Raw genomic sequence first — 15369 nt, 5'->3', positions numbered from 1 at the left:
AATTAAAGAAAACAAAAATCCGGCTAAAAATAGCCGGATTTTTCTAATTCAACCGCTTATTAGTGTGCAGCATGTCCAGATGTTAGCACCCATACAGATCCTACAACAACAACTACCGCCACAAACACTCCATAAGCGATGTTAATAATATTCGTTTTACCATCTTCTCCTTCAGTCATATGCATGAACATGAATAACTGAAGACCTGCCTGAATCACTGCTAAAGAACCAATAATCCACATGATCGCTTTAAAAGATAATGATGTTTTTAGAGCAATCACCGCTGCGATAAAAGTTAAAGCCAATGAAGCTAGAAACCCAATTACATGACTTACCGGAAATCTTTTTACTTCTTTTTCCATTTACCCCACCATCCCTTTCAAATAAACGAAAGTGAAGATAAAGATCCACACTACATCTAAAAAGTGCCAGTACAGACCGATTATAAATATTTTACGAGCGGTCACTGGTGTTAGACCTCTTTTAATCAGTTGAATAATAACTATTATCGCCCAACCAATACCTAATGTGACGTGGGCACCGTGAGTACCCAACAAAACAAAGAAACTGGATAAGAACGCACTTGTTTGCATGGTTGCTCCTTCATGGATGTAATGAATAAATTCGTTAATCTCCATAAATAGGAAGCCTGCCCCGAGCAATAAGGTAATGACTAGCCAGCTTATTAAACCTTTGACGTTATTACGACGCATCTCATAGATAGCTAGACCACAAGTAAAACTACTTGTTAATAGAAGAAGTGTTTGGATCATAACTTCTTTAATCATAATAATGTCTTGATGAGTCGGGCCACCTGCATAGTTTTGGTAAAGTACAGCATAAACAGCGAAGAGCGTGGCAAATAGAACGATCTCAGCTCCTAAGAATATCCAAAAACCAAGGATATTCATTCGACTTTGATGTGTCTGATATTCCAAAGGTAAAGAAGTGTTCACATTAGCCGACATGTTTATGCACCTCCCCTTTCTCATTTCTCCAAGTACTTTCAGTTTTTGAGATTTCTTCAACAGGTATGTGATATCCATCGTTATAATCAAACGAACGATAGATTAATCCAACGATAATCCCTACAGAAGCTATGGCAGCAGGGATAAACCATTCAAACACGAGGAAGAACCCAACAACACCGAAAATAACACACATCATGAAAGGCTGGCCTGAGTTACTAGGCATGTGAATCTCCTCAATTTCGCTATCTTTCAACGTTAATCCTTCATTATTTTTTTTCATTTGCCAGAATGCATCGAACGATTTAACTTCAGGAAGCTTAGCAAAATTGTAATGCTGAACTGGTGAAGCTGTCGCCCATTCTAGTGTTCTAGCATCCCAAGGGTCACTTGAAATGTTGCGGTCAGCGTAGCGAATGCTCCAATAAATGTTATAACAGAAAACTGCAAAGCCTGCTGCTAAAATAACTGATCCAATTGCTGAAAGAAGGAATAACGGCGCGAATCCTGACTCTGCAGAGTACGTGTAAGAACGTCGGACGGCACCATTCAATCCCAAGAAGAACATTGGCATAAATGTTACGTTAAAACCTATATTAAATAACCAAAAATGCCATTTTCCAAGGCGCTCGTTAAGCATATGACCAAACATCTTAGGCCACCAATAATACAAGCCTGCAAACACCGCAAATACTACACCTGGTATAAGAACATAGTGAAAGTGTGCTACCAAGAAAAGTGTATTGTGATATTGGAAGTCAGCTGCACCCATCGCTAGCATTACTCCCGTTACACCACCAATAGTAAAAGTAGGAATGAATGCCAACGCCCACAGCATTGCTGAAGACAATTTTATCCTTCCTTTTCTCATCGTGAAAAGCCAGTTGAATATTTTAATACCTGTTGGTACAGCAATTAGCATTGTTGTTAAAGAGAAGAAAGAGTTAACACCCGGACCAGATCCCATTGTATAGAAATGGTGAACCCAGACAACCATGCTCAATAATGCAATTCCTACAGTTGCATATACCATCGATTTATACCCGAATAATTGTTTACGTGAAAACGTCGCAATTACTTCTGAGAATATACCAAAGGCAGGTAGTGCTACAATATAAACTTCTGGATGTCCCCACAGCCAAAATAAGTTAGCCCATAGCATATCCGAACCACCACTAGAAACAGTGAAAAAATGAGTTCCAAATAAACGGTCAAATTTCATTAATGCTAGTGCTACTGTAAAGATCGGGAAAGCAGCGACAATAATACCTGAAGTAACTAAAGCAGTCCATGTGAACATCGGCATTCTCATTAATGTCATACCTTTTGTTCTCATCTTTAAAATAGTGACAATGAAGTTAATCCCCGTCATTAGGGTACCAATTCCCGCAATCTGTAAGGCAATCGCATAGTAATTATTTGCAATGCTAGGACTAAACTCTTTCCCTGCAAGCGGGAAATAAGATGTCCACCCAGCATCAGGAGAGCCGCCAATCACAAAAGAGATATTGAAAAGCATTGCCCCACTAAAGAATAACCAAAAACTTAATGCATTTAATTGTGGGAACGCTACATCTCTTGCTCCAATTTGCAATGGAATAACTACGTTCATTAAACCAATTAGAAATGGCATAGCCATAAACAAGATCATGATTACACCATGAGTAGTAAATATCTCATTATAGTGTTGAGAGCTTAACAACCCCATTTCAGGTCTAGAGGTTTGTGCTTTCATTAATAATCCATCAATACCACCACGGAAAAACATCAATATAGCTGCAATAATATACATGATTCCGATTCGTTTATGATCAACTGTTGTAATCCATTCTCTCCAAATCCATTTCCATTTCTTAAGGTATGTTAATCCAAATAAAACACCTAACATCGTAAGAGCAATAGAAACTTGAGCTCCTAAAATAAGTGGATCACCGGTAATAAAAAACTCGTCCCATTTAATGTTGCCCATGATCGTCACCTCCATGATTACCATGATCATCATGATTTTCTTCATGATGATGGTCACCTGATTCTGTTTCGCTATTTTCGTTCATATAATTATCTTCTTCTTCAAAGGTCTTCCCTTGGTATCCGTTATAACGATACAATTCAGGATTTGTATATGTCTGTGCATCCTCATCTGCATGATTTACCCAAGCTAAATGAGTATTTTTAAATGTTAATCGGCCAAGGTGAGTTGGTTTTAACATTTCTTCATATTTCTCCTCTGTTAATACAGGTGCCGTATTCTTCACATCGGCTATCCACTGATTAAAATCTTGCTGTGTTTGAGCAAGAACTTCAAATTCCATGCCAGTATAGCCACGACCATTAAAATTGGAATTCTTACCAACATATGAACCAGGATTCTCTGCAACTAAAATAAGCTGCGTTTCCATTTTAGCCATTGCATATTTTTGCCCAGCTAGTGCTGGCACCCAAAATGATTGCATGGTGCCTGCAGAAGTCAATTTAAAGTTAACCGGTCTATCCTCAGGGATATTCACATAATTTACTGTCTCAATTCCTTGCTCGGGATAACTAAAAATCCATTTCCAATCAGCTGCTGTCACATGAACCGTTAATGGTTCTTCATTTTCATAACCTTCAGGTACTTCCTCCAGTGCGTAAAGAGTTTTAACTGTAGGAATAATTAATGCAATAACAATTAGAATTGGAATTGCAGTCCAAATAATCTCAAATAATGTGTTTCCGTGTTCTTCCGGAGGCTCATAATTCATATTTTCTTTTCTCTCTCTGTATTTCCACACAATAAAACCAAACATTGCAAATACTACTACGACCACTAGTAGCATCCACATAAGAGACCAATTGATAAGTTCCATAATACTTCTAGCTACCGGACCTTGTGGTTCGAAAACAACCATATTTGTTTCACAACCAGTGAGAAGTAAGACTGGGATAACTGCGAATAGAGCGACAAACAACTTAATATACTTCAACACTTTCATCTCCTTTTAAAGTAAAACTCTGTTTATCATTCAGAGTTAATTTAAAAACAACAAAAAGCTTTAACAGAGTCTAAAATCAAAATCAAAAACTTGGGGGGTGCAGAAACTCTGGAGTAAAATTTTTTTACAACATCGAAGTATGAAACACGACTTCTAAATCCCAGATTGACCTAGATATTTTTTAGACTTTTTTAACACTTAAGTTTGTAAACTATACAATTAAAATAATTCTAATCTAGGTAGTGATAATATCACATTTTCATATTTGCAATTGTTACGAATTATGTAAGGAATTAATTGGTAACATTTATTTTTTAAAAAATGCTTCAAAACCCTTTAATTAAAGCCCTTGTACCACAAAGTTACCAATTCGTAATTTTGAACATTTTGTTACAACTAGGTATTAACTCCTTTTCATATAGAAACATCCATTAAAGTTTTGACTACATGTTTTTAAATTTAAAACTAAGAATCTTAATCAAAAACTAAGTCTCTGGTCTTAGTAAAAATACATCTCTGGTTCATTATGAAGCACTATCAATAAGGATAAGATAATAAATGGATAAAGGAAATTAGTGGAAATTTAATTCATTTAAAGAAGAACGGAGAATTTTTATGAATTTAGTGAAATTTATTGTACAAAAGAAGATTTTGATTGGACTTTTAGCTGTATTGATTGTTATTGTTGGCAGTTATGCTGTATTAAAGTTAGACAAAGAATTGATGCCATCCTTGGTTTTTGACGGTGCATATGTGTCAATTAATGCTGGAGAGATGTCTGCAATCGAAGTGGAACGAACAATTACAACACCACTGGAACAAAGCATACTATCCATTGATGGTGTAGAAGGTATTCAATCGACTACTAATATAGGTAGAAGTTCACTACAAGTAACTCTTGAACGCGGGAAAGGTGATGAAGTCTATAAAGAGGTAGAATCGATTGTTCACTCTTCGACCTCTGGGATTACTGGGATTAAAGGGGTTGAAACTGGTCAAATTGGAACTAGCCAGAAGTATGAGTTTTATATGGACGTATCTGGTGGAGAGATGGACGAAATGACTAGCTTTGCAAAAGAGACCCTAAAACCACGGCTAGAAGAACTACCTGAAGTACGTGATGTATCATTAGTTGGTGCTGTTGAGAACGAAATGGTAATCGAATTTAACCGTGAAAAAGTATATCAACAGGGATTAGATGTATCCCAAGTAGTAACTTCCATCCAACAATCCAATAGTGAGGCTACCATCGGAGAAATTAACGATGGGAATGAATTAACTTCGCTTCGATGGAACACTAAACTATCTAATGCTAAAGATATTGAAAATATTCAAATTCCCACTGTTTCGGGTGAATTCATCACGTTAGATGAAATTGCTGATGTAACATTACAACCAATGGAAAGCTCCTCCTATGTGTGGAAAGATGGCAGCAAGGATTTAGTTTTTGTTCAAATTGGACGTACTTCTGATGTTACACAATTAGATATGGCTGAAGCCGTGCGGAAAGAAATTAACAGTATTCGAAGTGAAGGATTGGTTGGAAATTTCGAATTAAACGAGATGGTAGCGCAAGCAGATTATGTCAAAGAATCGATAGATGGGGTTTCAAGTAACATAATTATTGGAAGTATTATAGCTATCGTTATTCTATTACTATTTTTACGCAATATCCGAGCAACATTGATTGTAGGATTAGCTATTCCTACTTCAGTACTCTTGACATTCACTGCCATGTGGATGTTTGATTACAGCTTGAACATTTTAACATTAATTGGACTTGGGCTTGGGATTGGGATGATGGTCGATTCCTCTATCGTTATTCTTGAATCCATTTATCGCAAGAAAGAACAAGGACTTGAACGGTTTAGTGCTGTAATTGAAGGGACAAAAGAGGTTGCTACAGCAGTAATCGCCTCTATGTTAACGACAATAGTAGTTTTCCTTCCGATTGGAATGCTAGGTGGAGAAATGGGTCAAATCATGATCATGCTTTCTGTTGTGGTGGCAATCACTCTGATTAGTTCTGTCATCGTCTCATTTTCATTAATACCTGCTCTTTCAGAAAAATTTCTAAAACTTAAAACGAACACTAAACAAGACAAACCCAGTAAGATGCTTAGTGGATACAGCAAGCTTGTTTCATGGACTGTAAAGAAAAAACGCCGCAGTTTTGGAGTTTTAGGACTATTCCTATTGATGTTTGTCAGTTCCTTATTTTTAGTAACAAAAATTCCGATGACGATCATGCCTGATGTATTTAATAGGTATGCTGAAATAATGGTAGATCTTGAAACAGGACTTTCCTCTGAAGAAAAGGAACAGCTTGTCCAGAAAATGAACGAAGAGCTTAGCTTAATTCAGGACGTTGAAACGAACTATGTAATGGACAACGGAGGGATGTTTTACACGATCATCAATATGACAAAAGAAGAAGGGATTACTCGAGAACAAGCAGATATAAATGAAGAGATATTCAGATCATTACGAGACCTTCAAGAAAATTATCCGATTGAAAATGTCCAAAGTCCTATGAGTGCTGGTGGTGGCAATCCAGTTCGGGTAAATATTAAGGGATCTGATTTTGAAGAGTTACAAGCGCTAGGTGATGATTTTATTGGAGAGCTTAGTGCTATTGAAGGGATTGTTGGGGCAACTAGTTCGATGAAACGTACCACTCAAGAACAAGTAATTGAACTAGATCAAAATGCAATGGACAAAGCCGGTATAACTCAACCTCAAATAAAACAGTATCTCGAGCAAGCATTTCTAGACATGCCAATAACAGAAGTAATTGTTGAAGATGAAAATCTGCCTGTTACTGTCAGATGGGACCAAAAAACTGAAACACAATCAGACCTTTTCAATATCAAGGTACCTAGTGGCGATGGCGAGAAAAATCTATCCGAGTTTATCTCATTAACTAACGTGAATACACCAAACGAAATTAATCACGTAGATGGCGAACGCTATATGTCAGTATCAGCAGATATTGAGGACAAAGATTTAGGAGCAATCAATCGTGATGTTCAAGCATTAATTGATGATTTTGAAACACCTTCAGACTATACTGTTTCTGTTGCTGGAGATTTAGAGCAACAACAACAATTGATTCAAGACATGATTATTGTGTTAGCAATTGCGATATTTTTGGTGTATTTGGTAATGGCCGTCCAATTTAATCACTTAGTTCAACCACTTATAGTCATGTCTGTTATACCAATGACTATAGTCGGAGTCATTGTAGGACTTTTCTTAACTCAACGTGAACTTAGTGCCATGTCAGGAATGGGTATTGTCATGTTAATTGGAATTGTCTTAAACAACGCAATACTCTTAATGGATCGTACCAACCAGCTTCGTAATGAGGGATATGCTGTTGAAGATGCTTTAGTTGTAGCTGGAAAAGACCGAATTCGACCAATTTTTATGACAACCCTAACAACGGTTGGGGGCATGCTTCCATTAGCTTTAGCGTCTGGCACATCAGGGAACTATCAAGCACCGATGGCAACAGTTATTATATCAGGATTACTTTTTGCTACCTTAATCACATTGTTGCTTATTCCAGCTGTTTATCGAATTTTCACAAAGAAGAGCAAAGGGAAACAAAAATTGACTGATTCAATAGATACAAAAGTAGCCAAACTCAATAAGATAATAGGTTAATAACAAGTTCTGCAACGATTGATGATACGTTGCAGAACTTGTTTTATTGCTTAATAATAGATGTTTCTGACAACTGAAGTGGGTGAAGACCATTTGTTTTGTCAATATAGATAAATGCATCATATCGATTCGACATTACTGATGGAACGTAATTTCCATAGGATTCATATGCAGGATTATAGACCACTCCGATTGCTCGATGACCAATTAGCTCACTAAATATGCGTTTATTTTCTTCATTAAAAATTAAAAATTGATTAAATGCTCCCGCTCGATGCATTATGTCTTCCCAAGATCCACGCTGGGCTGGAGGGATTAGCATTTGCTCTAAGTTTACTCCCCATTCATCAGCAGCTGTTACCGTGCCACTATGTGTACCGAATCCTATAATATAAACATCCTCAGCCTTATTTTGCTCTCGAACAAGTTGACCTACATTTATCATGCCTTCTTGTTTCATATCTGTTGCTGACGCATCACCTACATGTGTATTGTGCTCCCATACAATCACTTTAGAATCATCTCCATAATAGCTTCTAATTTCGTTCAATGCTTCGACCATATGCCTATCACGAATGTTCCATGATTCTGAATCACTTTTTACCATCGCACGATAATAGTTTTCTGCATTTCTTGCAACAATTGCGTTCACTTTTATATTTAAATCACTTTCCTGTTGGACCTGGAAATTCTTTTGTTCCGAACGGATTGAAGCTAATAACTTAGATACTTCCTCCACACACCCCTCCGAGAAAAATGAAGAGGAAATAGCGTATTGATCCTCTTGCCTGTTAAATGGCTCAAAACAAGCAATAGCTTTACGGGCTAGTTCTATATTGGATCCTTTTGGTTCTGTTTTCTCAAGATAATTCATAATTTCATCTAAAGATTCCCATAAGCTATAAACATCAATACCATAAAAACCAATCTTCTGAGTTAGATCTGATTCATTATTATAATCCCTTAGCCAATCAATCAACTCTGCTATTTCTTCATTCGCCCACATCCAAGTCGGCCAGCGTTTAAATTCCTTTAAAACTTCATGAGTAGAACTGGCATTACTATAGTTTTTTATGTACCGGTTAACATGCTGACACGAAGGCCAGTCTCCTTCCACTGCAATAACTGAAAAGCCTTTTTCCATAATTAGTCTTTTGGAAAGCTCAGACCTGACAGAATAAAATTCCGACGTACCATGACTTGACTCACCCAACAGCACTATTTTTGCATCACCAATCTGGTCAATTAATGGGGTTAGATCTTCTGAATTTTGAAAAGGTTTAGCATATTTTTGAACTGCTTGAATTATCTTTTTTACCATTTGGTTAGCTACCTCCGTGTTTTCATTGTTTATATTCAGCCTGGTATGAATTTTCTCCAGCATGCACAGCTAGCAACGTATCCGCATAGCCAACAAGTCGGTTAACTAGTTCATCACATATTGCGTATACAATAGGATGAATCTCTGCTTTATATAAAGCAGGATCATCAAATATAATCGTAGTATTTATGAAGATATCGCGATTACCATAAAGATTATAATGAACAATTACTTTGGCAGCTGCTCCGCCATTTTTTGGTTCTTTGTAGCTAGGTAAGAAAACATACCATTCCTCTGCCGTAGCAGATCTGAAATTTTTCGTTATTACTAAACCTTTTATTTCTTGTTCTATTTGGTTTGTAAGCTTTGTATTTGTTACTTCAACTATCTTGTTATCCATACCTATTCTCCTTTATCCAATACATTTCCCAAATGTTGATAGGATTATCACAATACAAAAAAGATGAAGGTGAGTAGTGTTACTCGCCTTCATCTCTTATTCGGACTTTCTTGATGACTAGATCAACCTAGTTTCGCAATTTTCTTTTTGCTAACTGGGTCCTTAACAACTCCACCTGCACGGACCTCATTGATATTTAACTTCATCATAATCGCGGTAGCAAGTGCTACAACCAGTGATATTCCAAAAATATAAAACGTTGCATTATAGCTATTAGTGGCATCATAGATTGAGGCTACAATCATCGGACCTGCAATACCTGCACTCGACCACGCCGTAAGAATATATCCATGGATAGCTCCTAATTGTTTTGTACCGAATAAGTCACCAATAAATGCTGGAAGGGACGAAAATCCTCCACCGTACATGGTAAGAATAATAAAGATACAGATTTGAAAAACAATTACATTTGATATGCTCGGAAGCATGAAAAACAGAACTAGTTGGACTGAAAAGAAGATAATAAATATATTGCTTCTTCCTATATAGTCGGAAAAAGAAGACCATAAAATTCGACCCGCACCATTAAATAGTCCCATTAATCCAACCATGGATGCTGCAGCAACAACCGTCATACCGACTTTGTCTTGCGCCATTGGTGATGCAACCGAAATCAACATAATTCCACTCGAAATATTTATGAACATCATAATCCATAACAACCAGAATCTTTTTGTTTTAACTGCTTCATTAGCAGTTAACTGTGCCAGATCTTCCTGACGACGTTTGGTTTTGCCAGTAATGGCTGCTGCTGAATCTTCTTGCATTGACTTTGGCATCCAGCCTTCTGGTGGCTTTGCAATATATGATGCACCACTTATCATTAAAACGAAATAAGAGATACCAAGAATGTAGAAGGTTGTTGAAATACCTACAGATTGAATGAAATAGGCAGCAACTGGACTTGCGATTAAGGCACCAGCACCAAATCCCATTACAGCCATTCCAGTGGCAAGACCTCGACGATCAGGGAACCATTTTACAAGTGTTGAAACCGGAGATATATAACCGATTCCAAGACCCATTCCCCCTATCACTCCATAACCAACGTAATACAATAGCAACGACTCCAACTGAATAGCTAATCCAGAAATTAAAAGACCAGCTGAAAAAAGAAATGCAGCAATTGTTGCTGATTTACGCGGACCCCATTTCTCCACAAACCTTCCAAAAACTGCAGCAGATAATCCAAGAAAAAGAATGGCAATAGTGAATGATAATGTTACTTCTTTGCTATTCCAGCCTAATAAGTCAGATAAGGGATTTTTAAAGACACTATACGCGTAGGCAGAACCTATAGATAAATGGATTGCTATTGCAGATAAAGCGATAAGCCAACGATTTTTATTCAAAGTAATCACCTCTTGTTTTTTATACTTTAACTATAACAAAAACAATTAGTAATTAGATTGAACGTTATGTGAAAAGTTGAGCATTGAACTCTAAAATGTTCACAGAAATGAAAAAATATAAGTATTCCATTTTTAAATAAAATATGTTTTATAGATAAATTAGTAAGTTAAGTCCTACGATAGCAGTAATCCAAAAGAGCCGTGGATCCGTCCTCTGCTTGAACAATAAACTAATAAATGTTTCTGAAAGTACTTTTAAAAAACTGACGAGACAGGAATTGTAATTATAAGTGTAGGTTATACAAAACAAGTTTAAGGAGTGAAGCATTAGTATGGATATATCAATTATAGTAGGGATAAGTATAATATCCCTTGTTTTAGCCTTTCTCGTTCATTTCCTACAGAAGAAAACTGGATTAAAAAGAAAAACCTTTTACATTATATTTATTAGTTTGTTATCAATAGCTATTGTGTTGCTAATATCTAGTTACATCGTTGGAGGGTGGACTGGACTTGGTTTAGGGGCTTTAAGTATTTATATAGGTGTTCCATCTATCACAACGTTATTAGTATTAAAGATTATGGAAAAAAGCTAGGTTGAATTACTACTTTCCTCCCAAAAAATCTCATTCAACCAATTCAAAAGGTTGCAAGTGCCCATGACGTTAATTATGTAACGTCATGGGCACTTGTAGCTAAAATGTACTAAAGTATTATTCAGAATTAATCTATATAATGACACACGAACCGTTCCTGTGGTATTTTACAGATTCATTTCCTTATCTCTTTTATTAAATATGTTTTAATTCTTCTATTAAATGTCGTTCAATATTCGACGTATCCTCCGGATGAAAGACATGGCCGGACTTATCCATCCATATAATCCGCTTCCCTTTAACTGCGTCTAATTGAGTATAGTATGATTGAAGTAACTCACCAAATACATGTATATCTTTTGTACCATGGATAAAGGTTACAGGTATATCTATCTTTTTCGTTGTTTCGCAAAAATTAATCGTTTGTATTTCCTTAATAAAATCATCCGAATATACGAGTTTAAACCCTTTATAAAAGGTATGATACATATCTTTTAATGAATAGTCTTTTGACTTTAACATTGAAATAGTAATAGAAAATAAACTAGGTCCTTTTATTAAATCATCAGAATAGATAATAGTTCCGAATCTTTGCTGCCATTTACGTAAAACACCCCACTGTTTAAAGTTTTTGTCAAATGGCGGTTCACCTACTGAATTTAATTGACGAATTGCCTTTTTATTATTTCGTCTTTTTGATTCATTTTTGGCCCATAATAGTCCTAATCGATCGTTCTCTGTCCAACTTACAATTTGTGATAATCCAATATACGAATAAAATTTATCTGCATACTCACTGACTGCCTTTAATCCTATAAGAGATCCCCATGAATGACCGACTAAGAAGATCTTTTCTTTATCAAATCGATTTCTTAAATAGTCCGTTAACTCAACTGTATCTGAGACAAATTGACTGAATGTCATCGAATGCTTTGGTATAGATTTATGATAAGACTTCCCCGTACCCCTCTGATCCCAAAATACAACAATAAAGTGCTTTACAAGTTCTTTTGTATCCGTAACAATCGTATAATTACTCCCTCTACTTGATACACCTGGTAATGGTAACGATGGCCCCCCATGTAAAAATAAGAGTACAGGCTTAGTAAGATTTTCTCCTTGAATAAGAATTGATTGATTAATACCACCAATCTTAATAGAGTTAATTTCGCTTATTCCATTTTCAATAACAAAATCATCTTTCTTTGAAACCATAAAAACCACTTCCATTCATTCAGATGTGTGTAAAAAGGACTATCAAATTTAATATAATTATAGCTTAAAACTGATTTATTTCTATAAAATTAAAAATCCCCCGAACCATTGGTCCGAGGGACATAATACACATATTAAATTCCAACAAAATCCACCAAATCTATTGTTTTAAACTATTTGGTCGACTTCGTTAATTATCATTAGTTTTAACAGGACATTAATTTAGGCTTACACTTTCAAAACAACCTCTGCAACTGCTTCAATATGTCCCGTTTGAGGAAACATATCAACTGGTTGTACTTGTTTCGTTTCATAGCCACCGTCTTCTAAGAAACGAAGATCCCTGGCTAATGTTGATGGGTTACATGAGACATAGACAATCTTTTTTGGCTTCATCGTTAGCATTGCATCCAATAATGCCTCGTCACAGCCTTTTCGAGGTGGGTCGACAACAATGACGTCAGGTCTTAATCCTTGCGCAGTCCACCAAGGCATAATTTTTTCTGCTTCACCTACATAGAATTCCGTGTTTTCAATTCCGTTTAGTTTTGCATTCATTTTGGCGTCTGAAATGGCTTCAGGTACTATTTCGACTCCATAAACCTTCTTCGCTTTTTGGGCCAAAAATAACGAAATGGTGCCAATCCCGCAATAGGCGTCAATTACTATTTCATCACCTGAAAGATCAGCGTACTCTAATGCCTTGTCGTACAATTTTTTAGTTTGAGGTGGATTTATTTGATAAAAAGATTTAGGCGAGATCGCAAATTTTATGTCACCGATTGTGTCATTAATGTATTCTTCTCCCCAAAGAACCTTTGTTTTCTTACCTAGAATCACATTCGTTTTTTCTTTATTTACATTTTGTATAATCGACTTTATTTGTGGATAAGTTTCATGAAGCTCTTTCACAAGTTCTTCCTCGTAAGGCAGTTGTTCTGTTCTCGTAACAATAACTATCATCGTCTCACCGGTCTCTTGGCCAGTACGCACCATAATATGGCGGAGTACTCCCTTATGAGACTGTTCATCATAAGCTGTAATACCAAGACGATCAGCCATCCGTCGTACTGCCTCGACCATACGATCATTAATTTCAGCAGTAATTACACAACGATCCATACCCTCAATAATTTCATGACTTCTTTTACGGTAGAATCCGGTGATTAATTCACCGTGTCGATGCGCAACAGGAATTTGTACTTTATTGCGATATCTCCAAGGATCCTCCATACCTATCGTAGGGTGAATGGGAATACCTTCTATATGACCAATTTTCTTTAGAGCACTTTTCACCTGATTATGTTTCATATCAAGTTGTAGATCATAACTCATATGCTGTAACTGGCAGCCACCACACTGAATATAAACATCACAGGGAGGTTCGACACGCTCTGGACTCACTTTTTCTATCTCTAATAATTTACCAATGGCGAAATTCTTTTTAACTTTAATAACTTTAACCTTGGCTGTTTCCCCTGGAAGCGCATAAGGAACAAATAGTGGATAGCCATTGATTTTACCAACTCCATCACCTTCATGAGTTAAGTCTACAAAGGTCAGGTCTATGGTTTCATTTTTTTGAACAGGTGGTTTTTGCTTTTCCATATATCATCGTCCTTTTATGTATGTCAAATCCTTGCTAAAAATTTAGTCATACTGTTTTTGTAAATAAATGGATTGTCAATCCGCGAAATTTCCCGGGAAATATGCGTGAACTTATTGACTTTTTAGCGAATTATATCACATGGCTTGTCCAAACTTAAAATTATGTAGACAAGTTAGTAATATCTTTCCTTAGCTCCATCAATCAATACCCGTTTCGACATTGTTTATCTTTTGCCTAGGCAATCACTATAAAAGAAAAAGAAGATTGCCATTACTAGCTATCTTCCTTTTCTACAGTTTTATCTGGTATAAAATATTCTATGTGCCGATAAAGATTCACAAATTCACCGGGTAATACTCCACCAAATTCACCGTCTACATTCAACTGAATCTTTTCATCTGAATGTACCTTAATTCTGTTTGCCCTAGTATAGAATATATGCGAATCCTCTAAGTGAGCACCCCTTAGTGCTAACGTGGCGATCCTGACAAATTCAGCAAGGTTTGTCTTTCTTAAAATTAGCAAGTCAAACAGACCATCATCCATTAACGCTTCTGGAGCTAATTTTTCAAAGCCTCCAACCGAGTTCGTGTTTGACACTAAAAACAGCATGATCTCATCTTCGAACATTTTACCATCATATTCAATTTGAACTTTGGTAGGCCTTAGGGATGGAAGCATTTCAATCCCTTTAAGATAATACGCTAACTGTCCTAGCATTGTTTTTAACTTACTAGGTACATCATAAGTTAATTCTGTCAACTTGCCGCCTCCGGCTATATTCATAAAATATTGGTCATTTACTTTACCAATATCCAATGCTTTTGTTTTGTTTTCCAAAATGACATCAACTGCTTTTTGAATATTTCTTGGAATGGCTAACGCTCTAGCAAAATCGTTGGTTGTCCCCACTGGGATTATTCCTAGTTTCGGTCGATTATCTTTTTCTGCTATCCCATTTATTACCTCGTTAATAGTTCCATCCCCGCCAGCTGCAACAATCACATCAAATTCTCTCTCAATTGCAATTCTAGCTGCTTTTGTTGCATCACCTACGCCAGTAGTTGCATGGGCTGAAGTTTCGTAACCTGCTTCTTCAAAACGTCGCAAAACGTCGGGTAATTCTTTTTTAAACAATTCACGCCCTGATGTAGGATTATAGATAATACGTGCACGATTCATAGGTCTCCCCCAATCAGACTTCCAT

12 protein-coding genes are annotated in these 15369 nt (G+C 36.4%); 2 read left to right on the top strand and 10 right to left on the bottom strand.

Translation table 11 applies throughout. From position 1 onward, the window contains the following. Positions 1-59: 59 nt before the first annotated feature. From qoxD to qoxA, 4 genes are read right to left on the bottom strand one after another with little or no spacing between them, the layout of a single operon-like run. The gene (gene qoxD / locus GH741_RS18235) at positions 60-362 is read right to left on the bottom strand and encodes a cytochrome aa3 quinol oxidase subunit IV (RefSeq protein ID WP_153738199.1); all 303 of its coding nucleotides are present in this window, start codon (positions 360-362) and stop codon (positions 60-62) included. Next, entirely contained in the window at positions 363-968 is a 606-nt protein-coding gene (gene qoxC / locus GH741_RS18230) for a cytochrome aa3 quinol oxidase subunit III (RefSeq protein WP_153738198.1), read from the bottom strand. Continuing rightward, a complete protein-coding gene (qoxB, locus tag GH741_RS18225; RefSeq protein ID WP_420809409.1) occupies positions 958-2982 on the bottom strand; it encodes a cytochrome aa3 quinol oxidase subunit I in 2025 nt (674 codons plus the stop codon). Before qoxB ends, qoxC begins: the two co-directional genes overlap by 11 nt. Further along, positions 2924-3940, bottom strand: coding sequence for a cytochrome aa3 quinol oxidase subunit II (gene qoxA / locus GH741_RS18220; protein WP_153738197.1), 1017 nt, complete (start codon positions 3938-3940; stop codon positions 2924-2926). Before qoxA ends, qoxB begins: the two co-directional genes overlap by 59 nt. A 615-nt stretch (positions 3941-4555) precedes the next feature. On the opposite strand from qoxA, the gene GH741_RS18215 reads away from it, so the two are divergent. Continuing rightward, positions 4556-7609 carry an efflux RND transporter permease subunit gene (locus tag GH741_RS18215; RefSeq protein WP_153738196.1) on the top strand — a complete coding sequence of 1018 codons (3054 nt, stop codon included), beginning with the start codon at positions 4556-4558 and terminating at the stop codon, positions 7607-7609. A 43-nt stretch (positions 7610-7652) separates the two neighbouring features. On the opposite strand, the gene GH741_RS18210 is transcribed toward GH741_RS18215, so the two are convergent. From GH741_RS18210 to GH741_RS18200, 3 genes are all read right to left on the bottom strand, one after another. Continuing rightward, complete coding sequence (locus tag GH741_RS18210) at positions 7653-8930, bottom strand: erythromycin esterase family protein (protein WP_153738195.1); 1278 nt, start codon at positions 8928-8930, stop codon at positions 7653-7655. 22 nt (positions 8931-8952) lie between these two features. Continuing rightward, positions 8953-9330, bottom strand: coding sequence for a hypothetical protein (locus GH741_RS18205; RefSeq protein ID WP_153738194.1), 378 nt, complete (start codon positions 9328-9330; stop codon positions 8953-8955). Positions 9331-9452: 122 nt separating this feature from the next. After that, positions 9453-10748, bottom strand: a complete 1296-nt coding sequence (locus GH741_RS18200; protein ID WP_338079564.1) for an L-lactate MFS transporter — start codon at positions 10746-10748, stop codon at positions 9453-9455. Between the two features lie 326 nt (positions 10749-11074). Here GH741_RS18200 and GH741_RS18195 point away from each other — a divergent pair, with 326 nt between their 5' ends. Next, entirely contained in the window at positions 11075-11338 is a 264-nt protein-coding gene (locus GH741_RS18195) for a YesK family protein (RefSeq protein ID WP_153738192.1), read from the top strand. A 195-nt stretch (positions 11339-11533) separates the two neighbouring features. On the opposite strand, the gene GH741_RS18190 is transcribed toward GH741_RS18195, so the two are convergent. From GH741_RS18190 to GH741_RS18180, 3 genes are all read right to left on the bottom strand, one after another. Next, positions 11534-12553, bottom strand: a complete 1020-nt coding sequence (locus tag GH741_RS18190) for an alpha/beta fold hydrolase (RefSeq protein WP_240795563.1) — start codon at positions 12551-12553, stop codon at positions 11534-11536. A gap of 228 nt (positions 12554-12781) precedes the next feature. Next, a complete protein-coding gene (gene rlmD, locus GH741_RS18185; protein WP_153738190.1) occupies positions 12782-14161 on the bottom strand; it encodes a 23S rRNA (uracil(1939)-C(5))-methyltransferase RlmD in 1380 nt (459 codons plus the stop codon). 274 nt (positions 14162-14435) lie between these two features. Beyond that, positions 14436-15344 (bottom strand): diacylglycerol kinase, encoded by a 909-nt coding sequence (locus GH741_RS18180; protein WP_153738189.1) that lies wholly within the window; start codon positions 15342-15344, stop codon positions 14436-14438. Positions 15345-15369: the final 25 nt, after the last annotated feature.

Origin of the sequence: Aquibacillus halophilus (genome assembly GCF_009649745.1) — a bacterium.
Lineage (GTDB): Bacteria > Bacillota > Bacilli > Bacillales > Amphibacillaceae > Aquibacillus > Aquibacillus halophilus.
Note: the sequence above shows the minus strand (reverse complement) of the source record. Positions and strands in the feature narration are given on the sequence as shown.